At 73.9% G+C, this 25,617-nt stretch carries 21 protein-coding genes; 4 read left to right on the top strand and 17 right to left on the bottom strand.

Annotation, left to right across the window (positions count from 1 at the left end; genetic code table 11):
* Positions 1–283 precede the first annotated feature (283 nt).
* Positions 284–1,204, bottom strand: coding sequence for a DMT family transporter (locus ACZ6Y7_RS03945; protein ID WP_465756252.1), 921 nt, complete (start codon positions 1,202–1,204; stop codon positions 284–286).
* Between ACZ6Y7_RS03945 and ACZ6Y7_RS03940 the strand changes: the two genes are divergently transcribed.
* On the top strand, positions 1,203–2,657 hold the full coding sequence (locus tag ACZ6Y7_RS03940; RefSeq protein ID WP_465756251.1) for an aminotransferase-like domain-containing protein: 1,455 nt from the start codon (positions 1,203–1,205) through the stop codon (positions 2,655–2,657). The genes ACZ6Y7_RS03945 and ACZ6Y7_RS03940 overlap by 2 nt on opposite strands.
* A 66-nt stretch (positions 2,658–2,723) precedes the next feature.
* Here the strand turns inward: ACZ6Y7_RS03940 and htpX are convergent, their stop codons facing one another.
* The 11 genes from htpX to ACZ6Y7_RS03885 all read right to left on the bottom strand — a co-directional run bounded on the left by htpX (position 2,724) and on the right by ACZ6Y7_RS03885 (position 14,036).
* Entirely contained in the window at positions 2,724–3,587 is an 864-nt protein-coding gene (gene htpX / locus ACZ6Y7_RS03935) for a zinc metalloprotease HtpX (protein WP_465756250.1), read from the bottom strand.
* Between the two features lie 303 nt (positions 3,588–3,890).
* Positions 3,891–5,462, bottom strand: coding sequence for an NADH-quinone oxidoreductase subunit N (locus tag ACZ6Y7_RS03930; protein ID WP_465756249.1), 1,572 nt, complete (start codon positions 5,460–5,462; stop codon positions 3,891–3,893).
* 56 nt (positions 5,463–5,518) lie between these two features.
* Entirely contained in the window at positions 5,519–7,075 is a 1,557-nt protein-coding gene (locus ACZ6Y7_RS03925; protein ID WP_465756248.1) for a complex I subunit 4 family protein, read from the bottom strand.
* 56 nt (positions 7,076–7,131) lie between these two features.
* On the bottom strand, positions 7,132–9,192 hold the full coding sequence (locus ACZ6Y7_RS03920; RefSeq protein WP_465756247.1) for an NADH-quinone oxidoreductase subunit 5 family protein: 2,061 nt from the start codon (positions 9,190–9,192) through the stop codon (positions 7,132–7,134).
* Positions 9,189–9,563: an NADH-quinone oxidoreductase subunit NuoK gene (gene nuoK, locus ACZ6Y7_RS03915; RefSeq protein ID WP_465756246.1), complete on the bottom strand. Its 375-nt coding sequence runs from the start codon at positions 9,561–9,563 to the stop codon at positions 9,189–9,191. The genes ACZ6Y7_RS03920 and nuoK overlap by 4 nt, the downstream gene beginning before the upstream one ends.
* Positions 9,563–10,291 (bottom strand): NADH-quinone oxidoreductase subunit J family protein, encoded by a 729-nt coding sequence (locus tag ACZ6Y7_RS03910; RefSeq protein ID WP_465756245.1) that lies wholly within the window; start codon positions 10,289–10,291, stop codon positions 9,563–9,565. Before ACZ6Y7_RS03910 ends, nuoK begins: the two co-directional genes overlap by 1 nt.
* Complete coding sequence (locus ACZ6Y7_RS03905) at positions 10,288–10,845, bottom strand: NuoI/complex I 23 kDa subunit family protein (RefSeq protein WP_465756244.1); 558 nt, start codon at positions 10,843–10,845, stop codon at positions 10,288–10,290. The genes ACZ6Y7_RS03910 and ACZ6Y7_RS03905 overlap by 4 nt, the downstream gene beginning before the upstream one ends.
* Entirely contained in the window at positions 10,842–11,801 is a 960-nt protein-coding gene (gene nuoH / locus ACZ6Y7_RS03900) for an NADH-quinone oxidoreductase subunit NuoH (protein ID WP_465756243.1), read from the bottom strand. Before nuoH ends, ACZ6Y7_RS03905 begins: the two co-directional genes overlap by 4 nt.
* Entirely contained in the window at positions 11,798–12,994 is a 1,197-nt protein-coding gene (locus ACZ6Y7_RS03895; RefSeq protein WP_465756242.1) for an NADH-quinone oxidoreductase subunit C, read from the bottom strand. The genes nuoH and ACZ6Y7_RS03895 overlap by 4 nt, the downstream gene beginning before the upstream one ends.
* Positions 12,991–13,629 (bottom strand): NADH-quinone oxidoreductase subunit B, encoded by a 639-nt coding sequence (locus ACZ6Y7_RS03890; protein WP_465756241.1) that lies wholly within the window; start codon positions 13,627–13,629, stop codon positions 12,991–12,993. Before ACZ6Y7_RS03890 ends, ACZ6Y7_RS03895 begins: the two co-directional genes overlap by 4 nt.
* Positions 13,620–14,036 carry an NADH-quinone oxidoreductase subunit A gene (locus ACZ6Y7_RS03885; protein ID WP_465756240.1) on the bottom strand — a complete coding sequence of 139 codons (417 nt, stop codon included), beginning with the start codon at positions 14,034–14,036 and terminating at the stop codon, positions 13,620–13,622. The genes ACZ6Y7_RS03890 and ACZ6Y7_RS03885 overlap by 10 nt, the downstream gene beginning before the upstream one ends.
* 302 nt (positions 14,037–14,338) lie before the next feature.
* Between ACZ6Y7_RS03885 and ACZ6Y7_RS03880 the strand changes: the two genes are divergently transcribed.
* Positions 14,339–15,562 (top strand): sensor histidine kinase, encoded by a 1,224-nt coding sequence (locus ACZ6Y7_RS03880; protein WP_465756239.1) that lies wholly within the window; start codon positions 14,339–14,341, stop codon positions 15,560–15,562.
* 145 nt (positions 15,563–15,707) lie between these two features.
* Here ACZ6Y7_RS03880 and ACZ6Y7_RS03875 read toward each other — a convergent pair whose 3' ends face one another.
* Positions 15,708–16,787 (bottom strand): S1C family serine protease, encoded by a 1,080-nt coding sequence (locus ACZ6Y7_RS03875; protein ID WP_465756473.1) that lies wholly within the window; start codon positions 16,785–16,787, stop codon positions 15,708–15,710.
* A 233-nt stretch (positions 16,788–17,020) separates the two neighbouring features.
* On the opposite strand from ACZ6Y7_RS03875, the gene galE reads away from it, so the two are divergent.
* Positions 17,021–18,007: a UDP-glucose 4-epimerase GalE gene (gene galE, locus ACZ6Y7_RS03870; protein WP_465756238.1), complete on the top strand. Its 987-nt coding sequence runs from the start codon at positions 17,021–17,023 to the stop codon at positions 18,005–18,007.
* A 58-nt stretch (positions 18,008–18,065) separates the two neighbouring features.
* Here the strand turns inward: galE and ACZ6Y7_RS03865 are convergent, their stop codons facing one another.
* Entirely contained in the window at positions 18,066–20,450 is a 2,385-nt protein-coding gene (locus ACZ6Y7_RS03865) for an outer membrane protein assembly factor BamB family protein (RefSeq protein WP_465756237.1), read from the bottom strand.
* A 426-nt stretch (positions 20,451–20,876) separates the two neighbouring features.
* Here ACZ6Y7_RS03865 and ACZ6Y7_RS03860 point away from each other — a divergent pair, with 426 nt between their 5' ends.
* Complete coding sequence (locus ACZ6Y7_RS03860) at positions 20,877–21,524, top strand: TetR family transcriptional regulator (RefSeq protein ID WP_030055725.1); 648 nt, start codon at positions 20,877–20,879, stop codon at positions 21,522–21,524.
* A 220-nt stretch (positions 21,525–21,744) separates the two neighbouring features.
* On the opposite strand, the gene ACZ6Y7_RS03855 is transcribed toward ACZ6Y7_RS03860, so the two are convergent.
* The 3 genes from ACZ6Y7_RS03855 to mqnE form a co-directional block, all read right to left on the bottom strand.
* Positions 21,745–22,689 carry a beta-ketoacyl-ACP synthase III gene (locus ACZ6Y7_RS03855; RefSeq protein WP_465756236.1) on the bottom strand — a complete coding sequence of 315 codons (945 nt, stop codon included), beginning with the start codon at positions 22,687–22,689 and terminating at the stop codon, positions 21,745–21,747.
* A 179-nt stretch (positions 22,690–22,868) separates the two neighbouring features.
* Positions 22,869–24,272: a L,D-transpeptidase family protein gene (locus tag ACZ6Y7_RS03850; RefSeq protein WP_465756235.1), complete on the bottom strand. Its 1,404-nt coding sequence runs from the start codon at positions 24,270–24,272 to the stop codon at positions 22,869–22,871.
* 126 nt (positions 24,273–24,398) lie between these two features.
* Positions 24,399–25,562 carry an aminofutalosine synthase MqnE gene (gene mqnE, locus ACZ6Y7_RS03845; RefSeq protein ID WP_465756234.1) on the bottom strand — a complete coding sequence of 388 codons (1,164 nt, stop codon included), beginning with the start codon at positions 25,560–25,562 and terminating at the stop codon, positions 24,399–24,401.
* Positions 25,563–25,617 lie beyond the last annotated feature (55 nt).

Raw genomic sequence — 25,617 nt, 5'->3', positions numbered from 1 at the left:
GCTTCATCCTAACGAGCGAGGGTCGGCACCGGACCGGTCGGCGCAAGGGCCCTGGGGCGCACGGGCGGTGGGGCGCACGGGCGGTGGGGCGCACGGGCGGTGGGGTCGGCGCCCGGCGGGACGCCCCTGCGCGCTCCCCCGGACGGACCGGGCCCCGTCGCCCGGACCGGACGGAGCCCGACCGGCCCCCTGTCACCGGCCCCGGTCACCGCTCCCGCCCCGCCCCCGCCCCCTGCTCAGCACCGCCCCCACCAGTCCCGTATCCGCCCCCGCCGCCCCCGGCTCAGGCCCGGGCCCGCTGGGTCACCGCGATGCAGACCAGCACCACGGCGGCGGTGACCGGCGCGGCGGCCGGCAGGTCCTCGCCGAGCAGCAGCACCGACCACACCAGCGTCAGCAGCGGCTGCCCGAGCTGCAGCTGACTGGCCCGCGGCACGCCGATCGCGGCCATCCCCCGGTACCAGAGCACGAACCCGCCGAACTGCGACACCGCCGCGATGTACGCCAGCCCGGCGAGCGCCTTCGGCCCGATCTGCACCGGCTCGGTGGCCAGCCCGAACGCGGAGGTCAGCAGCATCACCGGCAGCGCGGCCACCACCGCCCAGGCGATCACCTGGGCGCCCGGGAGGTCCCGGGAGAGCCGGCCGCCCTCGGCGTACCCGGCCGCGCAGACCACCAGCCCGACGAAGAGGAAGAGGTCCGCGACGGTCGGCCGGCCGTGGCTCTGCACCAGGGTGAAGACGAGCACGGCCGCCGCGCCCGCCAGCGCCGCCGCCCAGAACGCCCGGGACGGCCGACGGCCGGTGCGCAGCGCCGAGACCACCGCGGTGGCCAGCGGCAGGACGCCGATCACCACCGCCGAGTGGGCGGTCGAGGAGGTCCGCAGGGCGAGCGTGGTCAGCAGCGGGAAGCCGAGGACGCAGCCGCCGGAGACCACCAGCAGGGCGGACCAGTGCCGCCGCTCCGGCAGCCGGGCGCCCGCAGCCAGCAGGTAGAGCGCGGCCAGCACCCCGGCCAGGGCACCGCGCAGACCGGTGGCGGACCACGGGCCGAAGCCGCTCAGGGACCACGCGGTGGCCGGGAAACTGAGCGAGAAGGAGGCCACTGCGAGAGCGGCGAGGGCGGTGCCGGAGGCCGCGCCGTACCGAGGGGCCGTCGACGGTGCTATCGCCCGGACGGGGATAGCGCTATCTTGTGTCTTCATGACCGAGCGTAGCAGTGTGGCCGAACTCGCCGAAAGCCTGCGGCGAGAAGTGGAGCGCTACCCGGAGGGGCGGAAGCTGCCCGCCAGCCGGGTGCTGATGGAACGCCATCAGGTCAGCCCGGTGACCGTCTCCCGGGCCATCGCGGTGCTCGTCGCCGAGGGGCTGGTGGTCTCCCGGCCGGGTGCCGGGGTCTTCCGGGCGGCCCCCTTCGCCGCCGCCCCGGCCGCCCCCGCCGCGCCGCCCGGCCGCAGCGGCGACCTCTCCTGGCAGGAGATCGCGCTCAGCGCCGACTCCGGCCCGCGGGACCTGTTCGCCGAGCCGGTCCTCGCCACCCTCCGGGTGCCGCCGCCCGACGTCATCGACCTCAACAGCGGCTACCCGCACTCCTCCCTGCTGCCCGAACGCCTGCTCGCCGCCGCCCTCGCCCGGGCGGGCCGGCGCCCCGGCGCCTGGGACCGCCCGCCCGTGGACGGCCTGACCGAGCTGCGCGGCTGGTTCGCCCGCGACATCGGCGGCCACGGCGGGCCGATCGGCACCGGGGACGTCCTGATCACCTCCGGCGGGCAGGGCGGGCTCACCGTGGCCATGCGCTCCCTGGCCGCCCCCGGCTCGCCGGTGCTGGTGGAGTCACCGACGTACTCCGGCATCCTGGCGGTCGTCCGGGCCGCCGGGCTGCGCCCCGTCCCCGTCCCGGTCGACGCCGACGGCGTCCGCACCGACCTGCTGGCGGACGCCTTCGCCGCCACTCGGGCGCGGGTCTTCGTCTGCCAGCCGCTGTTCCAGAACCCCACCGGTGCGGTGCTCTCCCCCGGCCGACGGGAGGAGGTCCTGCGGATCGCCCGGGCGGCCGGGGCGTTCGTGGTCGAGGACGACTTCGCCCGGCTGCTGGTCCACGCGGACGCCCCCGCGCTGCCGCGCCCGCTCGCCGCCGACGACCGGGACGGGGTCGTGGTGCACCTGCGCTCGCTCACCAAGGCCGCCTCCCCCAACCTGCGGATCGGCGCCCTCACCGCCCGCGGCCCGGCCCTCGCCCGGTTGCGGGCCACCCAGGTGGTGGACAGCTTCTTCGTGCCCCGCCCGCTCCAGGAGGCCACGCTGGAGCTGGTCTCCGACCCCGGCTGGGCCCGCCACCTGCGCGCCCTCGGCGCCGAACTGCGCGACCGCCGCACCGCCGCCGTCGCCGCCCTCCACCGCGAGCTGCCCGGCCTCCTCGACCACCACCGCCCCGGCGGCTACCACCTGTGGCTGCGCCTCCCGGACGGCACCGACGACGGCGCCCTCACCGCCGCCGCCCGGCGCGCCGGCGTCCAGGTCACCCCCGGGCGCCCGTACCACGCCGCCGAGCCCCCGGCTCCCCACCTGCGCCTCAGCTACGCCGCCGCCGACAGTGCCGCCCAGGTGGCCGAGGGCGTGCACCGCCTCCGGCTGGCGTACGAGGAGACGAGGGGCTGACCGGCTCACACGAGGACGACGGGCCGAGCCGAGCCGCCCCCGGCGCGGGAACGCCTCGGCGGACCGCTACCGCCCGTACCCCGCCATCCGCTCCAGGCGGGCGATCCGCTCGGCCATCGGCGGGTGGGTCGAGAAGAGCCGGGCGCCGGCCTCGCCGGGGCGGAACGGGCTGGCGATCATCATGTGGCTCGCCGTCTGGAGCTGCGGCTCGGGCGGCAGCGGAAGCTGCCGGGTGCCGGCGTCCAGCTTGCGGAGGGCGCCGGCGAGGGCCAGCGGGTCCCCGGTGATCCGGGCGCCGTCGGCGTCGGCCTGGTACTCGCGGGAGCGGCTGACCGCCATCTGGATCAGCCCGGCGGCGAGCGGCCCGAGGATCATGATGGCGAGCATCCCGACCAGGCCCGGCCCGTCGTCGTCCTCGTCGCGGCCGAACGGCACCAGCCAGGCGAAGTTCACCAGGAACATCACCACCGAGGCGAGCGCCCCGGCGACCGAGGAGATCAGGATGTCCCGGTTGTAGACGTGGCTCAGCTCGTGCCCGAGCACGCCCCGCAGCTCGCGCTCGTCCAGCAGGCGCAGGATGCCCTCCGTGCAGCAGACCGCGGCGTTGCGCGGGTTGCGGCCGGTGGCGAAGGCGTTCGGGGCCGGGGTCGGGGAGATGTAGAGGCGGGGCATCGGCTGGCGGGCGGCCGTGGAGAGCTCGCGCACGATCCGGTACAGCTGGGGGGCCTCGAACTCGCTGACCGGCCGGGCCCGCATGGCCCGCAGCGCGAGCTTGTCGCTGTTCCAGTACGCGTAGGCGTTGGTCCCGAGGGCGACCAGCAGGGCGATCACGAAGCCGGTGCGGCCGAAGAAGCTGCCGATCACCAGGATCAGCGCCGAGAGGCCGCCGAGCAGGACGGCGGTCCTCAGTCCGTTGTGCCGGCGGTGCACGTCAGGCCCTCCAATGGTGCGGTGGGGAAGCCCTTTCTGCCTCGTCCCTCTTGCCCGCTCAACGGGTGGGGCCGGGGACCTTGTTCCCTTGTGACCGAGGCGACACCGCCGCCGCCACACCGCCCGAGCGGCACCGCCGCCGACGCGGCCCCACCGCTGCGGCACCACCGCCGCGGCACCGCGACGGCATCGGGGCCACGCCGCACCGCCGACCGGGGCCGGGGGCAGCCCGGCGGAACGACCCCCTCGTCGGACGGACGGCGCCGCCCGGGAGCGGCCCCGGTTCGGACGAGGCGCGCCGGCTCAGAACAGCGAACCGCCGGCGACCTGCAGCACCAGCTGCGGCGCCGCCGAGAGGACCACCGCCACCGCGGCGGTGAGGCCCAGCGTCGCGGTGAGGCTCACCGGCAGTCGGCCCTCGGCCGCAGTGACGGTCGCGGTCGCGGTCGCGGCCCCCGCCGGCTCTCCGGCGGGGGCGAACAGCCGGGCCGTCCAGAGCAGGTAGTAGTACAGAGCGACGACCACGTTGACGGCCATCACCACGGCCAGCCAGCCCAGTCCGGCGTCGACCGCCGCGCGGAACACCACGACCTTGCCGAACAGGCCGATCACGCCCGGCGGCAGTCCGGCCAGGCAGAGCAGGAAGAAGGCGAGCGCCAGCGCCGTCCAGCGGCGGCGGGCGAACAGGCCGCGGAAGTCGTCCACGCTGGTCCCGGCCCGCCGGCCGACCGCCGCGACCACCGCGAAGGCTCCGAGGTTCACCACGCCGTAGATCAGCGCGTACGCGGCGGTGGCGCCGAGGGCGTCGGCGCCGGTGGGCGCGTAGCCGGCCGCGGCGAGCGGCACCAGCAGGTACCCGGCCTGGCCGACCGAGGACCAGGCGAGCAGCCGCACCGCGCTGTACCGGGTGTCGAAGCGCTGCCGCAGCGCGCCGACGTTGCCGACCGTCATGGTGACGGCGGCCAGCACCGCGAGCACCAGGCCCCAGGTGTGCGCGTACGGCCGGAAGGCGATGGTGGTGGCGAGCGCGAGCCCGGAGAGGCCGGCCGCCTTTCCGACCACCGAGAGGTAGCCGGCCACCGGCAGCGGGGCGCCGGTGTAGGTGTCCGGCACCCAGAAGTGGAAGGGGACGGCGGCGACCTTGAACGCGAAGCCGACCAGGGTCAGCACCGCGCCCGTCTCGGCCAGCGGTTTGAGCTGTGCGGGGGCGTGCTCCAGCCCCTGGGCGACGGCGCCCAGGTGCAGGCTGCCGCCGGCCGCGTAGACGAAGCCGATGCCGAGCAGCATCACGGCCGTCGCGGTCACCGAGGAGACGAAGAACTTGAGCGCGGCCTCGGCGCCCCGGCCGTCCCGGCGCAGCGCGACCAGGGCGAAGGCGGGCAGCGAGGCGACCTCCAGGGCGATCACCAGGGTGGCGAGGTCGCGGGAGGCGGGCAGCAGGGCGGCGCCGGTGGCGCTGGAGAGCAGCAGGAACCAGTACTCGCCGCGCGGGAGCTTCTCGTCCTCGACCGTGTGGGCCGACAGCAGCGCCGCGATCAGCGCGCCGCCGAGGACGAGCAGCTGGAACACCAGCGCGAAGTGGTCGGCGACGTACGAGCAGCCGCCGATCGACGGAGTGTCAGTGGCCCCTGTTACGTTCTGCACGCAGAAGGTCGCTCGGGGTGAGCCGCCGGTGAGGGGGAGGAGCGCGATGAGGGCGAGGGCGAGTCCGGCCGCGGTGATGCGGCCGAGCCACTTCTTGTGCCGCTCGGGCAGGAACAGGTCCGTGACCAGCACGGCGAGGGCGGCCACGGCGGCGATCAGCGGGGGCGCGATCGCCACCCAGTCCACGGACTGGATCAGGCTGCCCGGGTTGGCTACGGCGAGGGAGGTCACAGTGTGCTGCCCCGTGGAGTGAGGTCCGAGTGCGGCGGTCTGGGCGGCGAGCACGGTCAGCCACCCCCGAGGAGGTGCTTGACGGCGGGGTTCGAGAGGCCGAGCAGCAGCGCGGGCCAGAGGCCGGCGAGCAGGGTGAGCGCGGCCAGCGGCGTCCAGCTGACGGCCTCGTACGGGCGCACGTCGGCCACCTCGGCCACCGGCGCGGGCTGCTCGGGGTCGCCCATGCAGACGCGCTTGACCATGATCAGCAGGTACGCGGCGGTGAGGAGGGTGCCGAGCCCGGCCAGGACCATGTAGGTGACGAAGGCGGGGCGCGACAGGCCGGCCGCCGGGTCGAACGCGCCGAACATGGCGAGCAGCTCGCCCCAGAAGCCGGCCAGGCCGGGCAGGCCGAGGCTCGCCACGGCGGCGAAGGCGAGCAGCGCGCCGAGTCGCGGCGCCCGGCCGTACAGGGCGGCGCCGGTCGCCCCGGAGAGGGTGTCCAGGTCCGCCGTGCCGTAGCGGTCCTTGAGCGAGCCGACGACGAAGAACAGCAGACCGGTGATCAGACCGTGGGCGATGTTGGCGAACAGCGCGCCGTTGACGCCCACCGGGGTGAGGGAGGCGATGCCGAGCAGCACGAAGCCCATGTGGCCGACGGAGGAGTACGCGATCAGGCGCTTGAGGTCGCCCTTGGCGCCGGGGCGCGCCAGCGCCAGGCAGGCCAGCGATCCGTAGACGATGCCGACGGCCGCGAAGGCGCCCAGGTAGGGCGCGAGCGTGGTGGTGCCCTCCGGCACGACCGGGAGGAGGACGCGGACCAGACCGTACGTACCCATCTTCAGCAGCACGCCGGCGAGCAGCACCGAGCCCACCGTCGGGGCGGCGGTGTGCGCGTCGGGGAGCCAGCTGTGCAGCGGCCAGGCGGGGGCCTTGATCGCGAGCCCGACCAGGATCGCCAGGGCGGCGACCACCTGCGTGGTGTGGCTCAGGCCGCTGCCGTGCGCGGCGGCCAGGGCCTGCATGTCGAAGGTGCCGGCCTTGCTACCGATGAGCAGGAAGCCGAGCAGCATCACGGCTGAGCCGAGCAGCGTGTAGAGGATGAACCGGTTGGCGGCCGGGGTCTTCGCGCCGCTGCCCCAGCGGGCGATCAGGAAGTACATCGGGATCAGCACGATCTCGAAGGCCAGGAAGAAGAGCAGGAGGTCCAGCACCGCGAAGGTGGCGAGCATGCCCACTTCGAGGAGGAGGAACAGCCCGACGAAGGCCTGCGCCGAGGGGACGCCCTCCCCGTCCGGCAGCCGCTTCTCCGAGTACAGCGCGCAGAGGAAGGTGAGCAGCGCGGTCAGCACGACCAGGGGCAAGGAGATGCCGTCCACGCCGAGGTGGAGGCGCACGTGCAGGGCCGGGATCCAGGACACGTCGGTGGTGGCCTGCATCCGGGCGGGTTCGTCGTGGTCGAAGCCGGCCGCGAGGGCGACGGTGAGCAGCAGCACCGCGCCGGTGACGACGCTGTTCAGCCGCAGGGCCCGCCGGTCGGCGACGGCCCGGTCCGGCCCGAACACCGGCGCCAGGGTGAGCGCGGCGCCGAGCAGTGGCAGCACCAGGAGGGCGATGAGGACCGCGTTCATCGGGGGCTCCTAGGTGCTGCGGCGGTCGAGGGGGCGGGGGTGGAGGACGGCACCGGCTACACCGCCACCAGGACGGCCAGCAGGACGACGCCGGCCAGCAGGGCGCTGAGGTAGGTCTGCGCGTTGCCGGTCTGCGCGAGCCGGACGGCCCGGCCGAGCAGGTTGGCACCGATGCCGCTGCCCTGCACGTAGCCCTCGACGACCTCGCGGTCGAGGAAGCGGACCAGGCGGGCGGCGCCCAGCACCGGGCGGACGAACACTGCCCGGTACAGCCGGTCGACGCCGAATCCGTGCCGCGCCGGGCCGAACAGCGGGCCGAGCAGGGTGCGCCCGGGGTCGGCGACGATCACCTCGGCGGCCGGGGCTCCGGCCTGCTCGGGCACCCGGCCGGCGGCGGCCGGGGCGGGCCTGCCGGTGCCCAGCCGGGCGGTCGCCGAGCGCCAGGCGCCGTACGCGGCGAGCACGCCGACCACGGCGAGCCCGGTGCCGGTGACGGCGGTGACTCCGGAGGGCCGCAGCGTGCCGCCGTCCAGCAGGGCGGGCAGCCAGTCCGAGCGCAGGCCGGCGACGCCGAAGCCCATGGTCGGAACGGCCAGCACCCAGAGCGGCCAGCGCATCGCGGACGGCTCGGCGCTGCCCGGGTCGGCCTCGTCGAGTTCGGGCGAGTACGGCGCGTCCGCCTCGTGGTCGCCCACCACGGTGGCCCGGTCGGCGGCGGGCAGCACCTGCGGTGCGGCCGCGGCGGCACCGGTCGGGCTGTGGAACGCCACCAGGAAGAGCCTGGTCGCGTACGCGGCGGTGAGCAGCGCGGTGAGCGCGGCGGAGATCAGCACGATCCACCCGGCCGTCTGCGGCACGGCCGAGGCCGGGCCGAGGCCGTTGGTGAGCGCCTCGCCGTTGGCGGCGTGCTCGGCGGCGGAGAGCACCGCCTCCTTGCTGAAGAAACCGGAGAACGGCGGCAGCCCGACCAGGGCGACCAGCGCGATGCCCATCGTCCAGTAGGCGTCCGGGACGCGCCCGCGCAGCCCCGGGATCCGGGACATCGCGGAGATCGAGTTGGTGTGCGCGGCGTGGATCACCACGCCGGCGGCCAGGAACAGCAGGGCCTTGAACGCGCCGTGGCTGACGAGGTGGAAGACGGAGGCCTCGCGGTCGCCGCTGGCCAGCGCGCCGGCCATGTAGCCGAGCTGGCCGACGGTCGAGTAGGCGAGCACCCGCTTGAGGTCGTCCTGGGCGAGCGCGCACAGCGCCGAGCCGATCATCGTCACCGCGGCCATCACCGCGAGCACGACCAGCGCGGCCCCCGACAGCAGGAAGACCGGCAGCAGCCGGGCGACCAGGTAGATGCCGGCCGCGACCATGGTGGCGGCGTGGATCAGGGCGGACACCGGGGTCGGGCCGGCCATCGCGTCCGGGAGCCAGGTGTGCAGCGGGAACTGCGCGCTCTTGCCGGCGACTCCGGCGAGCAGCAGCAGCGCGATCAGCGTCGGGTGGCCGAGCCGGCCCTCGCCCGCGGCGGCCAGCACGTCCGGGATCCGGAAGCTGCCGGCGTCCGCGCCCAGCAGGAAGATCCCGAACAGGAACGGCACGTCGCCGAGCTTGGTGACCAGGAACGCCTTGAGCGAGGCCGAGCGGGCGTCCGCGGTCTCCCAGTGGTGGCCGATCAGGAAGTACGAGCAGAGGCCCATGACCTCCCAGCCGACCAGCAGCACGATCAGGTCGCCCGAGTAGACCACCAGGAACATCGCCGCGGTGAACAGCGAGACCAGTGCGGCGTACGAGGGGTAGCGCGGGTCCTGCTTCAGGTAGGCGGTCGAGTAGACCTGGACGCAGGTGGCGACCAGCCCGACCAGCACCGAGATCAGCGAGCTGAAGCCGTCCAGGTGGAGGGCGAGCGCGATGTCCGGGCCGCCGGTCGGGGTGAGCCGGGTGGCCGCGTCGAGGGTCTGGCCGGTGCCGAGCCGGAGGGCGACCACCAGGGCGAGCACCGCCGAGACGGCGACCGGGACGATCGCCAGCGGCCTGGCCAGCCCGGGTGCCTTCTTGCCGGTGGCCAGGGTCGCGGCCGCGCCGAGCGCGGGCAGCGCGGGGACGAGTGCGGGCAGGGCGAGGTTCATGCGGCGGCCTGGCCCTTCAGCGCCTCGGCTCCGGTCGGCGCCTCCTCGGTGGCGAGGGTCTCGGCCGGGTCGCCGAGCGCGGTGGCCCGGTCGATGTCCGCGGTGCCCCGGGCCCGGAACAGCAGCAGGACGATGGCGAGCCCCAGGCCGATCTCGGCGGCGGCGACGGTGATGGTGAACAGGGTGAGCGCCTGTCCGGCGTGCAGCGAGTCGCGCAGCCAGGCGTCGAAGGCGACCAGGTCGAGGTTGACGGCGTTGAGCATCAGCTCGACCGACATCAGCACCAGGACGGCGTTGCGCCGGGCGAGCACGCCGTACACGCCGACGCTGAACAGCAGCGCGGCGAGGACGACGGGGTAGGCGAGGTGCATCAGCTCTTCTCCTCCGACTCGGCGGAGCCCGACCCGGCCGAGCCCGACCCGGCCTGCGCGGGAGCCGTCGCGGCCTGCGCGGGAGCCGTCGAGGCGACGGTCCCGTTCGACCCGACCGGCCGCCCGGCCCGCAGCCGGCCCGCCCGCGGCGCCGGCACCCGCCGCTTGTCCCCGCGCGACAGCACGATCGCGCCGACCAGCGCCGCCAGCAGCAGCACGGAGAGCGCCTCGAAGGGCAGCACCCAGTTCCGGAACAGGGCGGCCCCGGTGACGGAGGCGGAGCCGCCCCCCGCACCGAGGTCGATCCAGGAGCTCCGGAAGGCGTCGACCACCAGCGTGACCAGGGTCCCGGCCGAGGCCAGTGCCACGACCAGGGCCACCCAGCGGTTCTTGGAGTCGGCGTCCGGGGAGCGGCCGATCGGCGCCTTGGTGAGCATCAGCCCGAACAACACCAGGACGACCACCGAACCGAGGTAGATCAGCACCTGCACCCAGGCGATGAACTCGGCCGTGAGCAGCAGGAACTCCACCGCCAGCCCGCCGAGCGCGACCACCAGCCAGAGCGCGGCGTGCACCAGCTGCTTGGTGGTGACGGCGACGACGGCCGAACCGAGCACGGCGATGCCGACCAGCAGGAAGACGATCTCCTGGCCGGTCGGGGACAGGAACGAACGGGCGGCCGGCTCCAACGAGCCGGTCGCCGCGAGAAGCGTGCCGGCGGGACTCATGCGTCGTCACCCTTCTCCTCCAGGGCCGCGGCGGCGGCCGCGGCCAGCTTGTCCGCGGCCTTGCGCGCGGTGGCGATCTCCTTGGGCTCCTCGGCCGCCGGGTCCAGCGCCGGCGGCGCCGGGACGGTCCACATCCACTCGCGGAGCTTGTCCCGCTCGTGGGTGAGCTCGTGGATGTCCGTCTCGGCGTACTCGAACTCCGGCGACCAGAACAACGCGTCGAAGGGGCACACCTCGATGCAGATCCCGCAGTACATGCAGAGCGAGAAGTCGATGGCGAACCGGTCCAGCACGTTGCGGGTGCGGGCCCGGGCGTTCGGCTCGGCGGCGGGCAGCGTCTCCTTGTGGGAGTCGATGTAGATGCACCAGTCCGGGCACTCGCGCGCGCAGAGCATGCACACCGTGCAGTTCTCCTCCAGCAGCGCGATGACGCCGCGCGAACGCGGCGGCAGCGCCGGCTGCACGTCGGGGTACTGCGCGGTGACGCTCTTCTTCGTCATCGTCCGCAGCGTCACGGCCAGGCCCTTCGCGAGGCCGGCACCGGGAAAACTCATGAGATCGCCACCTTGATGATGCCGGTGAGGGCCAGCTGGACCAGGGCGAGCGGGATCAGCACCGTCCACGCGAAGCGCATCAGCTGGTCCTCGCGCAGCCGCGGGTAGGTGACCCGCAGCCAGATGACCACGAAGGCCAGCGCGAAGGTCTTGAGGATCATCCAGAGCCAGCCGAGCTGGTCCGCCATCGGCCCGTGCCAGCCGCCCAGGAAGAGCACCGCGGTCAGCGCGGACACCACCAGGATGCCGACGTACTCGGACAGCAGGAACAGCGCGAACCGCAGACCGGTGTACTCGGTGTACGCACCGAAGATGATCTCCGAGTCGGCCACCGGCATGTCGAACGGCGGGCGCTGCAGCTCGGCCAGGCCGGCCGTGAAGAACACGAACGCGCCGATGATCTGCCAGGGCAGCCAGTACCACTGCCAGGAGTCCAGGATCCCGGGCAGCGAGAGCGTGCCGGCGGCCATCGCCACCGACGCCGCCGCCAGCACCATCGGCAGTTCGTAGGACATCAGCTGGGCGGCCGTCCGCAGACCGCCGAGCAGCGAGAACTTGTTCGCCGAGGCCCAGCCGGCCATCAGCTTGCCGATCACGCCGACGCCCATCACGGCCAGCACGAAGAACAGTCCGGCGTCGATCGCCTGGCCGACGAGGCCGTTCGGGCCGACCGGGATCGCCAGCAGCACGAACAGGTACGGCAGCAGCGAGACGGCGGGCGCCAGCTGGAAGATCCGGCGGTCCGCCCCGGCCGGGACGATGTCCTCCTTCTGCGCGAACTTCACCCCGTCCGCGACGAGCTGCGCCCAGCCGTGGAAGCCGCCCGCGTACATCGGGCCGAGCCGGCCCTGCATGTGCGCCATGACCTTGTGCTCGGTCTGGCCGATGACCAGCGGGAACACCAGGAAGACGACGAGGGTCGCGACGCAGCGCAGCACCGTGTCGAGCAGGTTCACGCGCCGTCTCCGTCCCGGTCGGCCGGGGCGGCCGCCGTCTCGTCCTTCTGCTCGGGGGCGCCCGGCTCGGCTGCGGGCTCGCCGCCCGAGGGCGCGTCGCCCGAGGGCGCGTCGCCCGACGCCCGCTCACCCGAGGGCTCCTCGGCCGACGGCTTGCCGCCCGACGGCTTCTCGTCGTGGGCCGGCACCGGGTTGTGCCAGGGCGCGTCGGAGGACGCGGGCCGCGCGGGAGCGGGACGCACCGGCGTCCTCGGCTCGTCGGCGGCCTGGCTGACCGACCCGTCGGAGACCGACCTGGTCCGCCGCGGCCGGTCCGCCCGCACCGCGGGCGCCTGCTCGGGGCCCGCCGCGCCGACGGCGCCGACAGCAGCGGCGTCGGAAGCAGCGGCCTCGGCGGCGTCGGAAGCCGCCTGGCTCGCCGACCCCTCCGACACCGAGCGGGTGCGCCGCGGCCGGTCCGCCCGTACCGGCGCGCCCTCGCCGGCCGAACCGGCGGCCCCGGCACCGGCACCCGCGGCGGCCGCAGCCGCCCGGGGCGTGCGCGCCGCCGCGCCCGCCGCCCGCGCACCGCGCGCGGGCCGCTCGGCGACCGGCGGCAGGGTGCCCTTGAGCGGCCCCCACTCGTTCGGGTCCGGCACACCGGCCGGCTGCATCTTGCGCCGGGCCGGCCCTCCGCCGTGGTCCGACTCGCCCGGCTCCTTGGCGCCCGGCCAGTCCTTGGCGACCCGGGCCGCGAGCACGAACTCCTTGCGCAGCGGGTGCCCCTCGAAGCCGTCCGGCAGCAGCAGGGTGGCCAGGTGGGGGTGCCCGGGGAAGTCGATGCCGAACATCTCGTGCGTCTCGCGCTCGTGCCAGGCGGCACCGGCGTAGACGGGGACGGCGGTCGGCAGCGCCGCCCCGTCGCGCGGCACCCGGGTGCGCAGCGCGAGGTGCCGCACGCCCGGCGCGTCGACGGCGGCCAGGTGCGCGACCACCGAGAAGCCCTCGGCGAGCTCGTCGACGGCGCTCAGCCAGTCGAAGTAGGCCAGGCCGAGGACGTCCCGGGCGTTGGTGAGCGCCTCGATCCAGTTCTCGGCCGGGACGTCGACGGTGACCAACCCGTACGCCTCGGCGCCGGTCGCCCACTGCCCGACCGACGCCGCGTACTGCTCGGCCGTGAGCCGCTCGACGGTTCGCTCGCGGTGCTCGCTCACGAGACCCCTCCCTGCTCCGAAGGCCCCGCCACCGGCGGTCGGCGCAGCGCCGCCGCGGGCGCGGTGTAGCGGCCGGGCAGGGACTCCTCGGCGATCTTCTCCTGCAGCTTGAGGATGCCCTGGAGGAGCGCCTCGGGCCGGGGCGGGCAGCCGGGCACGTAGACGTCGACCGGGATGATCTGGTCCACGCCCTTGGTGACCGAGTACGAGTCCCAGTAGGGGCCGCCCGAGTTGGAGCAGGCGCCGAAGGAGATGACGTACTTCGGCTCCGGCATCTGCTCGTACAGGCGCTTGACGGCGGGCGCCATCTTGTCGGTGACCGTCCCCGAGACGATCATCAGGTCCGCCTGACGGGGCCCGGGCGCGAACGGGATGACGCCCATCCGGATGAAGTCGTGCTTGGCCATGGACGCCGCGATGAACTCGATCGCGCAGCAGGCCAGGCCGAAGTTGAAGCACCAGAGGCTGTAGCGGCGGCCCCAGTTGAGGACCACCTTGACCGGGTCCGGCGCGAGCCGGGCCAGCGGGCCGATGCCGCGGCGCTCGACGGCGGCGCCCGGGCGCGCCGGGTCCGGCAGGCCGAGCGGGACGGGGCCGCCCTGCGCGCCGTGCGAGTGGGAGTGCGTCACGTCCATTCCAGAACGCCCTTCTTCCAGGCGTAGAGCAGCCCGACCGCGAGGAAGCCGATGAAGAGGAACATCTCGATCAGCGTTCCGGCGCCGTACCCGGCGGCGGCGAAGACGGTCGCCCACGGGAACAGGTAGATCGCGTCGACCGCGAAGATCACGTACAGGAAGGCGTACACGTAGTAGCGGATCCGGGTGTGCGCCCAGTCCTCGCCCACCGGGTCCACGCCGCACTCGTAGGCGAGGAGCTTCTCGGGCGAGTGGACCACCGGCCGCAGCAGACGGTTGGCGGTGAACGCCACGGTGACGAAGAGCACCCCGACGACGGCCAGCAGGCCCATCGCGGCGTACGCGTCGAAGTAGCCGCTGCCGACCGCGGGGTCGGCCACGACGGCAGCCGCGTGCTGCCCCTCCATGTCTTCGCCTCCACCTCGGTCGTGAACCCGCCCCTCAAGGCAGTTCTACGACGTTTCCTCGCACGGTCATAACCACGATCACAACCATGGCCAATGCGTGAGTCTAAGGGGACGGCTCCGGTCCGCCCGAACCCTGCCCGCTCCGCAAGACGGCCCGTGGACACCCCGGTGGACGCCCGGCGGGCGGGACGGGGGGTGGGGATAACCCCCGGCCGGGAAGATGTATCACCCCCATGGCATCCACCGCCCCCGGTTCGGGAAGCTTGGTCCAGCCGCACGATCAAGAGGGACGGTAGAACCGGATGAAGCCGCTGCACCGCCGCGCCGTGGACGCCATCAAGGAGCAGGACGCCCGGATGGAGCGCCCGCCGCTGTACGGCGCGCGGATGTGGCGCCAGGCCGGGCAGCTGCTGCTGAACCTGCCGCTGGGCATCGCCGGCTTCGTCCTCGCCGTCCTGACGCTCTCGGTCGGCCTGGGGCTGGCCGTCACCGTGGTCGGCCTGCCGCTGCTGGCCGCCGGGTTGTCCGCCCAGCGCACCCTGGGCGCGCTGGGCCGCCGCCGGGCGCGGACCGCCTACGGGTCCGCGATCGACGAGCCCGAGCCGGTGCGCCCGCGCCGACCGGGCGTGGTCGGTTTCACCATCGCCCAGGTCACCGACCTGCTGAACTGGCGCACAGCGCTCTACAACGTGCTGATGCTGCCGTGGGGCATCCTCAGCTTCACCCTGACCCTGGTCTCGGTCGTGGTGATGTGGCCGGTGCTGCCCTGGATGATCCGCGCGATGGCCGCGACCGACCGGATCCTGATCGAGTCGCTGCTCTTCCCCGGCGCCCTGGCCGAGCGGGTGCGCGAGCTGGAGGACGACCGCGGCACCGTCGTCGACACGGCCGCCGCGGACCTGCGCCGGATCGAGCGCGACCTGCACGACGGTGCCCAGGCCCGGCTGGTCGCGCTGGCGATGGACCTCGGCATGGCCAAGGAGCGGCTGCGCGAGGTGGAGTCCGAGGAGGACATGGCGGCCGCCGCGAAGATGGTCGACAACGCGCACGGCGAGGTGAAGCTGGCCCTGCAGGAGCTGCGCGACCTGGCCCGCGGCATCCACCCGGCGGTGCTCACCGACCGGGGTCTGGACGCCGCGCTGTCCGCGGTCGCGGCCCGCTGCACCGTCCCTGGCGGGGTCCGGGTGAACGTCGACCTGAGCGACGGGGACGGCGAGCCCGAGCGCCCGGACTCGGCGGTCGAGGGGATCGCCTACTTCACCGTCAGCGAGTTGCTGACCAACGTCTCCAAGCACGCCGGCGCCCGCACCGCCTCGGTCGACGTCTGGCGCTCCGACCACCAGCTGATGGTGCTGGTCCAGGACGACGGCAAGGGCGGCGCGGCCCCCTACCCGGGCAGCGGCCTGGCCGGGCTGGCGGAGCGGATCCGCGCGGTGGACGGGGTCTTCCTGGTGGAGAGCCCGGAGGGCGGACCGACCACCGTGACCGTCGAGCTGCCCTGGCGCACCCACGGCGGCCGCCGCTGAGCCCTCCGACGCGGCCGACGCGGCACCCCCGCACACGGCGCCGGGCCCCCGTCGAGGCAGTGACGGGGGCCCGGCGGCGGTCCGGTACGGCGGCCGGCCCGCGGAACCCTTGCGCGGCGTGCGGCCCGGCGGCGCCGTACCGGGGTTACGGGGTTTCCAGCTGGCCGAGGGTGACGTCGGCGGTCTGCGTCTTGCCGTCCCGGGTGTAGGTCACGGTGACCTTGCTGCCGGGGGTGAGCGAGGCGAGGGCGGTGGTGAGCGCGTTCAGCGAGTCGACCGGGGTGTCGCCGAGCTTGGTGATGACGTCCCCGGTCTGCAGCCCCGCCGAGGCGGCCGCGCCACCGGGGGTGACCGACACGATCACCGCTCCGGCCGGCTGGAACTGCTGGTTGAAGGTGGTCCGGGCGGTGATGCCGAGCGCGGCCCGGCCGGAGTTGGTGACCTTGCCCTGCTTGATCAGCTGGTCGGCGATGTTGGTGATGGTGGACGCCGGGATGGCGAACCCGATGCCCGGGGCGGCCGCGCCGTTGGCCTGGGGCTCGGTGGCGGCGAGCGTGTTGATGCCGATCACCTGGCTGTCCAAGTTGACCAGCGCGCCGCCGCTGTTGCCCGGGTTGATCGCGGCCGAGGTCTGCACCATGTTGCCGATGGTGGCGCCCGGCGAGCCGCCGCCCTGGGGTTCGGAGACGGTCCGCCCGGTGGCCGAGACGATCCCCTGGGTGACGCTGCTGGAGAGGCCGAGCGGGCTGCCCATGGCGAGGGTGATCTGGCCGAGCTCGACCTTGCCGGAGTCGCCGAAGACCGCGGGCTTGAGCGCGCTCGGCGGGCTGGTCAGCCGGATCACCGCGAGGTCGGAGTCGGGGTAGCTGCCGACCAGGCTGGCGTCCAGCGCCTTGGTGCTGTTGGCGAGCAGGACGGTGAACGTGGTCGCGGAGCCGACCACGTGGGCGTTGGTGACGATGTCGCCCTTGTCGTCGTAGACGATCCCCGAGCCGAGGCTGTCGCCGGTGGTGATCTGCACCACCGAGGGCAGCACGTCGGCGATCACCTTCTGGTAGGCGTCCTGCAGCTGGTTCCCGCTCTGCGAGGGCGCCGGGGAGGCCTGCTTGGCGGTGGAGCCGGACGCGGCCGAGGACGGGGAGGAGGCGGAGGTGGTGGAGGAGCCGCTGCTGCACCCGGCCAGTGCCACCGCGGCGGCCACGGCGGCCGCACCCGCCGCCGGCAGCCGGGTGTGCGCCGCCTTCGGCCCGGTAGGCCGGGGCCCGGCCGGGACAGGGCGGGTGTGTTCCTTCTTACGGCTCACCTTGGCTGCCTCCGATTCGTCACCACGCCGAGGGCGCGGGGCATGAGAGCACGGAAATCTTTGTCAGCATTTCACCGTTTTGTCCGGTTCGCTGGCCGGACTCGCCCGGAAGGCCCATCGGAACCGGCATCGAGGGCCCACCTAGGATTCGCCGCATGACTTGGTTGATCACTGGCGGTGCCGGATACATCGGCGGGCACGTCGTCCGCCGGCTGCTCGACGCCGGTGAGCGCGTCGTCGTCCTGGACGACCTGAGCACCGGTGACGCGTCCCGCCTCCCGGCCGGCGTCGCCCTGGTCGAGGGCTCCACGCTCGACCGGGCCGCGCTGGACGCCGCGATCCGCGAGCACGGCGTCCAGGGCGTCCTGCACTTCGCCGCCAAGAAGCAGGTCGGCGAGTCCGTCGAGCAGCCGTTCCTGTACTACCGCGAGAACATGATCGGCCTGCAGACCGTCCTGGAGGCCGCCGCCGAGGGCGGGGTCAAGCGCTTCCTGTTCTCCTCCTCCGCCGCGGTCTACGGCATGCCGGACGTCGACCTGGTCACCGAGTCCACCCCCTGCGCCCCGATGAGCCCGTACGGCGAGACCAAGCTGGCCGGCGAGTGGCTGGTCGCCGCGGCCGGCAGGGCCCACGGCATGTCCACCGTCGCGCTGCGCTACTTCAACGTGGCCGGTGCCGCCTCCCCCGAACTCTCCGACGCCGGGGTGTTCAACCTGATCCCGATGGTCTTCGAGCGGCTCACGGCCGGCGAGGCCCCGCGGGTCTTCGGCGACGACTACCCGACGCCGGACGGCACCTGCGTGCGCGACTTCATCCACGTCTCCGACATCGCCTCGGCGCACGTGGCCGCCGCCGCGCGGCTGGCCGCCGACCCGGCCGGGGCCACCTCGCTGGTGCTCAACATCGGCCGCGGCGAGGGCGTCAGCGTCAAGGAGATGCTGGCCGTGATCGGCGAGGTCACCGGCTACGACACCACCCCCGAGGTGACGCCGCGCCGCCCCGGCGACCCGGCCCGGGTGGTGGCCTCCGCCGACCTGATCCACCGCGAGCTGGGCTGGAAGGCCCGCCACGGCGTGACGGAGATGGTCGCCTCCGCGTGGGACGGCTGGTGCAGCCGTCACCCGCGGGCCCGCAAGGCCTGACGGCCCCCGGCACTGACGTGGCGGCGGGGCCGGTGCCCCGCCGCCGGCCGGCCCCGGCTCAGCGGGCGGGCACCGCCGTGCCGTAGAAGGCGTCCAGCGCGTACACGCAGCGGTCCTTGGAGCCGACGAAGACCCGCCCGCCGACCGCCACCGGCGAGCCGGTGAGCTCGCCCTTGGTGCCGAGCTCCCAGCGCAGCTGACCGCTCGCCAGGTCGAGGGTGTGCAGCGAGTGGTCCCGGCTGCCCAGGTGCACCAGCCCGTCGGCCACCGCGGGGGAGCCGACGATCTCGCCGCGCGCGGTGTAGCGCCAGCGCTCCCGGCCGGTCGCCGCCTCGAAGGCGTACAGCACCTCGCCGCTGCCGACCAGCACCATGCCGTCCCCGACCACCACCGGCTCGGCGCCCTGACGGCTGCCGGTGACCCCGCGCCAGCGGTCCCGGCCGGTGGCCGCGTCCAGCGCGTAGACCGTGCCCAGGTAGTCGGCCACGTAGACCGCGTCGGCGTCCAGGGCGGGCGGGGTGAAGAGCACCACCGGGGCCTCGAAGCGCCAGCGCTCGGCCCCGCTGGCCGCGTCCAGCGCGTACACCCGGGTGCCGGCCGTCACGTACAGCACGCCGCCGCGCTCGACCGGGTGCGAGGGCACGTCCTCGCCGACCGGGAAGGACCAGCGCAGGCCCGCGCCGCGCGGGTCCACGCAGCGCAGCCGCCCGGCGCCGTGGTAGTAGGCGGCGCCGGCCACCAGGACCGGGCCGGACTGCGGGTTCTCGTAGTCCTGCTGGGCGTCGTCGGCGCGCCACAGCTCGGCGCCGTTGGCCGCCGAGCGGAGCTGGACGCCGCCGCCCCTGATGCCGCAGCAGAGCACGCCGTCGGCGGCGGACAGCGAGTACACCCAGCCGTCCAGCGAGGTGCGCCAGCGCTCGGTGCCGTCCGCGGCATCCACGGTGTACAGGTGCGGGCCGTCGGCGGCGTGCACCCGGCCCGCGTCCACGGCGAGCGCCCAGGCGACGTCCCGGGTCTTGTAGCGGCGCTCGCCGGAGCCGATGTCCAGCGCGTGCACCTCGAAGCTGGAGACGAAGAGCGTGCCGTCGGCGACCACCGGGGTGCCCCAGACGTCGTTGGACATCCGGAACCGCCAGGGGCGCCAGCGGGCGGCCGGAACGGGCGGGGGCGGCGGGGTGGCGGCCGCCCGGCGGACCCAGTCGGTCGCGGCCGGGGCGGTGTTCGCGCCCGACTGCTCGTGCTCGGCCCGCGGCCCCGGGCCTATCCGCACCGAGGCTCCGGACAGCTGCACCTCCACGGCGCCGCCACCGCTCGGCGCGCGGTGCCGGTTCGGGGAGGCGATCTTCGCGGTCGGGATCTCGGCGTCCGAGGCCTGGCCGGGCGGAGGCCCGGCGTGCACCGGGCCGGCCGGCGGCTGGGCATGCCGGCCCGGGTTGGTGCGCGGGTCGGCGGGCCCGGCCTGCGGCGGGACCGGCGGGTGCGGCGGGTACGAGTGCGGGGGCTGCGGCGGCTCGGCCGGGCCCTGGGGCGGGCGGGGCGGCGGCGCGGTCTGACGACGGCCCCGCTTGCGCTCGATCAGCTCCAGCGCGTCGGCCGGCAGCCAGTCCCCCACCTCGCCGGCGGCGTCGTCCCGGGAGAACAGGTGCGGGGCCAGCTCGGCCTGGATCTGCGCCGGGGTGGGCCGGCGCTCGGGCGCCTGCTGCATGCAGGCCCGGACCAGGTCCATCAGCTCCGGCGGCATGCCGGTCAGGTCCGGCTCCTCGCGCAGCAGCTGGAACACCGTCTCGACCGGGTTGGAGCCCCGGTACGGCGGGTGCCCGGTGGCGCAGAAGACCATCAGCGAGCCGAGCGAGAAGACGTCGCTGGCGCCCCGGACGGTACGGCTGTCCCGGGCCTGCTCGGGGGACATGTAGGCGGGGGTGCCGACCGCGACGTTGGTCATGGTGAGCCGGGTGCTGGAGACCCCGGCCGCGATGCCGAAGTCGATCACCTTCGGGCCGTCCTCGACCACCAGCACGTTGGAGGGCTTGAGGTCCCGGTGGATCAGCCCGGCCGCGTGGATGGACTGCAGGGCCTCCGCGATGCCGGCGACCAGCCAGCGGGTGGCGTCCACCGGCAGCGGGCCGCACTCCTCGACCAGGTCCTCCAGCGAGGGCGCCGGGATGTACGCGGTGGCCAGCCAGGGCACCCGCGCGTCCGCGTCCGCGTCCACCACGGCCGCCGTGTAGAAGCCGCCGACCGTCTTGGCTGCCGCGATCTCCCTGGCGAAGCGGACCCGGAACAGCTCGTCCTCGGCCAGCTCCCCCCGGACGGTCTTGATGGCCACCCGTCGCCCGGACGCGGACCGCGCCAGGTAGACCAGGCCCATCCCGCCCGCGCCGAGCCGCCCCAGCACCTCGAAGGGCCCGATCCGCCTCGGATCGTGCGCCGTCAGCTGGTCCACTCCGCTGCCACCTCCCCGTTGTCCGCACCCGCCGCGTGGTGCCGGAGCCGATTCTCCAATGCCGCCCGGCGCATCTCCAACCTCCCCCGCCCGCAGAGCACCGCCGGGCGCCCCCCGGTCAGCCCGGACGGAACGGCCGGATTCTGACGCCGCCTCCGGCTGCGACTTGCAACCGGACCTCCGGACCGTCCACGTCGTGACCGGTTCGGACCCGCCCTCAGTCGTCACGCTCTGTCACTCGACCATCCCTCAGCGGACTCGCCGTCACGCTGTGAGATCAAAAGCACACGGGGGGGCTTCAAACAAGGGCTTCGGAGCGTGGTGAATATCCGTCCGAAGTGGTTGATGCCGCTATAGCAACCCCCGTGCGGAGTAATAGTCGCATCACCGAATCGCGCCAAGATCGTGCCACGGTAAGCTGACGGCATGACAGGACAAGTTCGCACCGTCGACGGTCGCGTCGCCGGGCGACGCGGACAGGAGACGCGGCAGAAGCTGCTCGACTGCCTCCGCGAGATGCTCAGCACGTCGCCCTATCGGGACGTCAAGGTCATCGACGTCGCCCGTATGGCGGGTACCTCCCCCGCGACCTTCTACCAGTACTTCCCGGATGTCGAGGGCGCTGTCCTCGAAATCGCCGAGGAAATGGCCAAGGACGCCGACACCCTCAAAGAGCTGGTGGCCGGAAAGTCCTGGGCAGGGAAGTCCGGACCGACCACTTCGGAAGAACTGGTCGACGGATTCCTCGCCTTCTGGCGCAAGAACGACGCCATTCTCCGAGTGGTCACGCTCGGTGCCGCCGAAGGGGACAAGCGGTTCTTCAAGATCCGCATGACCGTCCTCAACGCGGTCGCCAAGCCGCTCGCGGAAGCCGTCAAGGAACTCCAGGCGAAGGGTCAGGCGGACAAGTCGCTCGACCCGAACGCCGTGGCCGGGGCCCTGGTCTCGCTGCTCGCTTCGGCGGCCGAGCACCAGAAGGCCTTCACCTCCTGGGGCGTCAAGGTCAAGGACCTCAAGCCCAACCTCGCTCCCCTGGTGTACCTGGGCGTCACCGGCAAGAAGCCGCCCAAGTAGACCGACCAGCCACCCACCATCCGCTCCGCGCGCAGCCCCGGCCTCCTGTCCGGGGAACGACGGACGGCGGCCGTGTCCTCGGGGGAGGTCCGCCGACGTACCGCACGCGCGCCAGACATGCCGGTGGGCGGGCACCCTCCACGGGTGCCCGCCCACCGGCATGCGTCGTTCAGGCCGATTTTCCGCCCCGGATCCGCGACGGACCGTCGGGCGGGCGGGATCACGGACAGCGGACCACCTGGCCGGCGTAGGCGAGGCCGCCGCCGAAGCCGAAGAGCAGGACCGGGTCGCCGGGCGCGAGTTCGCCGCGCTCGACCAGCTTGGAGAAGGCCAGCGGGATGGAGGCGGCCGAGGTGTTGCCGGAGTCGACCACGTCCCGGGCCACCACCGCGTCGGCGAGGCCCAGCTTGCCGGCGATCGCGTCGATGATCCTCAGGTTGGCCTGGTGCGGCACGAAGCCCTTGAGCTCGGCCGGATCGATCCCGGCCCGCTCGCAGGCCTGGCGGGCCAGCGGGGCGAGCTGGGTGGTGGCCCAGCGGAACACCGACTGTCCCTGCTGGCTGATCACCGGGTCCCAGCCGGTGATCACCACGGCGTCGCCCTTCTCCGGCTCGGAGCCCCAGACCACCGGCCCGATGCCGGGCTCGGCGCCCTCCTCCTGGGCCTCGACCACCGCGGCGCCCGCGCCGTCACCGAAGATCACGCAGGTGGAGCGGTCGGTCCAGTCGAGCGTGTCGGACATCCGCTCGGCGCCGATCACCAGCGCGCGGCGGGCCGCGCCGGCCCGGATGGCGTGGTCGGCGGTGGCCAGGGCGTACGAGAAGCCGGAGCAGACCGTGTTGATGTCGTACGCCGCGGGGGAACGCACGCCCAGTCGGGCGGCGACGGCGGCGGCGGTGTTGGGGCTGCGCTCGATGGCCGTGCAGGTGGCGACCACGACGAGGTCGATCTGCGCCGCCGTCCGGCCGCTGTGGGCGAGGGCCTTCTGCGCGGCCTCGGCGGCGAGGTCCACCAGGGTCTCGCCCTCGGCGATGTGCCGGGTACGGATGCCCACCCGGCTTCGGATCCACTCGTCGTCGGTGTCGACGAGCGCCGCCAGGTCGTCGTTGGTGAGGACCTTGGGGGGCTGGTAGTGCCCGAGTGCCACAATGCGCGAACCGCTCATGCTGCCATGGAACCGGGTTACCCGCTGGTCAGCCGGGCACGACCGGCGACAGGATCCACGCTCGTGATCTGTAGGAGATCGACAAGGCCCGTTGGGGGGCCCGGGTCGCGGGTGCGCCGGGGCGGACGAGGCCGGCGGCGGGCGGGCGGCCGGGCGAGCGGCCGGGCGGTCCGGCGGGGTCAGGCGGCCAGCGAGGTCGCGTCGCCCATCACGATGACCGGGTGGGCGGCCGGGTCCAGGGTGCGGATCAGCTGGGCCATCTTGTCCTCGGGGATCGACACGCAGCCGTGGGTCGGGCCGTCGTGGTCCACGTGGAGCCAGATGCCGCCGCCCTTCTTGGCACCCATCGGGCGGCGCGGGTCGAGCGGGGTGGTGCCGGTGACCCGGTTGTAGTTGATCGCGACCACGTAGTCGAAGGAACCGGCCAGCTGGTCGCCGAAGAAGCCGGTGCCGGAGACGACGAAGCTCGGGTCCTTGTCGTAGGGGAGCTTGCTGCCCGGGTCGTCCTTGCGGCCGCCCGCGTCGGTGAGGCTGAAGACGCCGATCGGACTGCGCAGGTCGCCCTCGTTGTGGTCGGTGGTCCAGCCGTTCTTGCCGTTGTGGCCGTGCCAGGTCTCCCCGGCCAGCCAGCGGCCCTCGGGGGTGCGGGTCCAGAGGACGACGGTGTTCTTGTCGGTGTTCTTGTCCACTCCGGAGGCGACCACGACCTGGGTGGTCTCGGCGGGGATCTTCGCGGTGAAGGCGGCACCGAGGCCGGGTATCGCGGCCACCGAGGCGTCCGGGCGGGCCTCGCCGCGGGCGGCGGACTGGGGGGCGGCCTGCCGGTCGGCGGCGGCCTGGACGGCAGCGGGCGCGGGGCCGGGCTGGTCGGGCTTGCTGACGCCGTCGGGGCCGGGGCCGTCGGCGGCGGTGAGGCCGGGCTTGGCGCCGTCCTGGCCGACGGTGTACCAGCCGGCGGCCGCCGCGACCAGCAGGGCGGTGCCGGCCATCACGGCCTTGCCGTGACGTTTCTGCTTCACCTTGCGCCGCCGACCGCGGGCGGCCGCCCGACCCCCGGCGACCGGGGCCGCGGGCACGACGGAGGCGAGGAGCGCGACGGACTCGGGCTCCGCCTCGTGCGCGAAGGGGTCGGCCTCGTGCGCGAAGGGCTCCGGCTCGTGCGCGAAGGGGTCGGCCTCGTGCGCGAAGGGCTCCGGCTCCCGGCCGTACGGCTCCGGCGCGGACCCGTACGGCTGGAACGGCTGGTCGTACGCCTCGGCGTACCCGTCAGGGGCCTGCCGGTACGACGGTCCGGAAGGCTGCCCGTACGACTGCTGGTAGAGCTGCTCGTGGGACGGCTGCTCGTGGAACTGCTGCTCCGGGAACCGCTGCGCGTCGGACTGCTCGAAGGGCTGCGCGAAAGGCTGCTCGAAGGACTGCCCGTACGACTGGTACACGCCCTCGCCGTACTCCTGCGGGCCCGGCTGCGGGTACGGCTCGTACCCGCCGTACGGCACCTCGTGCGACTGCGGCGGCACCCCGTACACCGGCTCCTGCATCGGCTCGTACGGCGGGTACTCGGTGGCGCGATGAGAACCGGACATGGCGTCGATCCTGCCAAACGCCGTACCCGTTGGTAAACCCGGGTCGCGTGCGGAGGCCGTGAAGACCGCGCCGCCCGGGCCCAACAGGGCCCGGGCGGCAGGGGATTCCACAGGTCGGAGGGCAGGTCAGAGGCGCATCGCCTGCGGGGACTCGCGGCGCATCGGGTCCGGGCCCTCGTACTCGCGGATGATCTCGTAGCGGGTGTTCCGCTCGACCGGGCGGAAGCCGGCGTCGCGGATCAGGCCGAGCAGGTCGTCGCGGCCGAGCTTGTTCGGGGTGCCGAAGTTGTCCGCGTCGTGGGTGATCTTGTACTCGACCACCGAGCCGTCCATGTCGTCCGCGCCGTGGCTGAGCGCCAGCTGGGCGGTGGTGACGCCGTGCATCACCCAGAAGACCTTGACGTGCGGGACGTTGTCGAAGAGCAGCCGGGAGACCGCGAAGGTCTTCAGCGCCTCGGCGCCGGTGGCCATCTCGGTGCGGGCCATCAGCTTGTTGCGCACGACGCCGTCCTTGGAGTCGTGGAAGTCGTGCTGGTAGCGCAGCGGGATGAAGACCTGGAAGCCACCGGTCTCGTCCTGCAGCTCGCGCAGCCGCAGCACGTGGTCCACCCGGTGGCGGGGCTCCTCGATGTGGCCGTACAGCATGGTGGCCGGCGTCTTGAGGCCCTTGGCGTGCGCGAGGCGGTGGATCCGCGACCAGTCCTCCCAGTGGGTGTCGTGGTCGACGATGTGCTGGCGGACCTCCCAGTCGAAGATCTCCGCGCCGCCGCCGGTCAGCGACTCCAGGCCGGCGTCGATCAGCTCGTCCAGGATCTCGTCGGCGGGCAGGCCGCTGATCTTCTCGAACCAGTGGATCTCGGTGGCGGTGAAGGCCTTCAGCGAGACGTTCGGCAGCGCCGCCTTCAGCTCCCGCAGCGAGCGCGGGTAGTAGCGCCACGGCAGGGTCGGGTGCAGCCCGTTGACGATGTGCAGCTCGGTGAGGGACTCGACCTCCATCGCCTTGGCGAGCCGGACGGCCTCCTCGATGCGCATCGTGTACGCGTCCTTCTCGCCCGGCTTGCGCTGGAACGAGCAGTACGCGCAGGACGCGTTGCACACGTTGGTCATGTTGAGGTGGCGGTTGACGTTGAAGTGGACGACGTCGCCGTTCTTCCGCGTCCGCACGTGGTGGGCCAGCCCGCCCAGCCAGGCCAGGTCGTCGCTCTCGTAGAGCGCGATCCCGTCCTCGCGGGTCAGCCGCTCACCCGCGTAGACCTTCGCCTCCAGCTCGCGCTTGAGCCCTGCGTCCATGCGGTGCCCCGCCTCCTCCGACATCGGTTCCTTGCCGGAACGAGCGTACGTCACT

It is taken from the genome of Kitasatospora sp. NPDC053308 (genome assembly GCF_055585785.1).
Note: the sequence above shows the minus strand (reverse complement) of the source record. Positions and strands in the feature narration are given on the sequence as shown.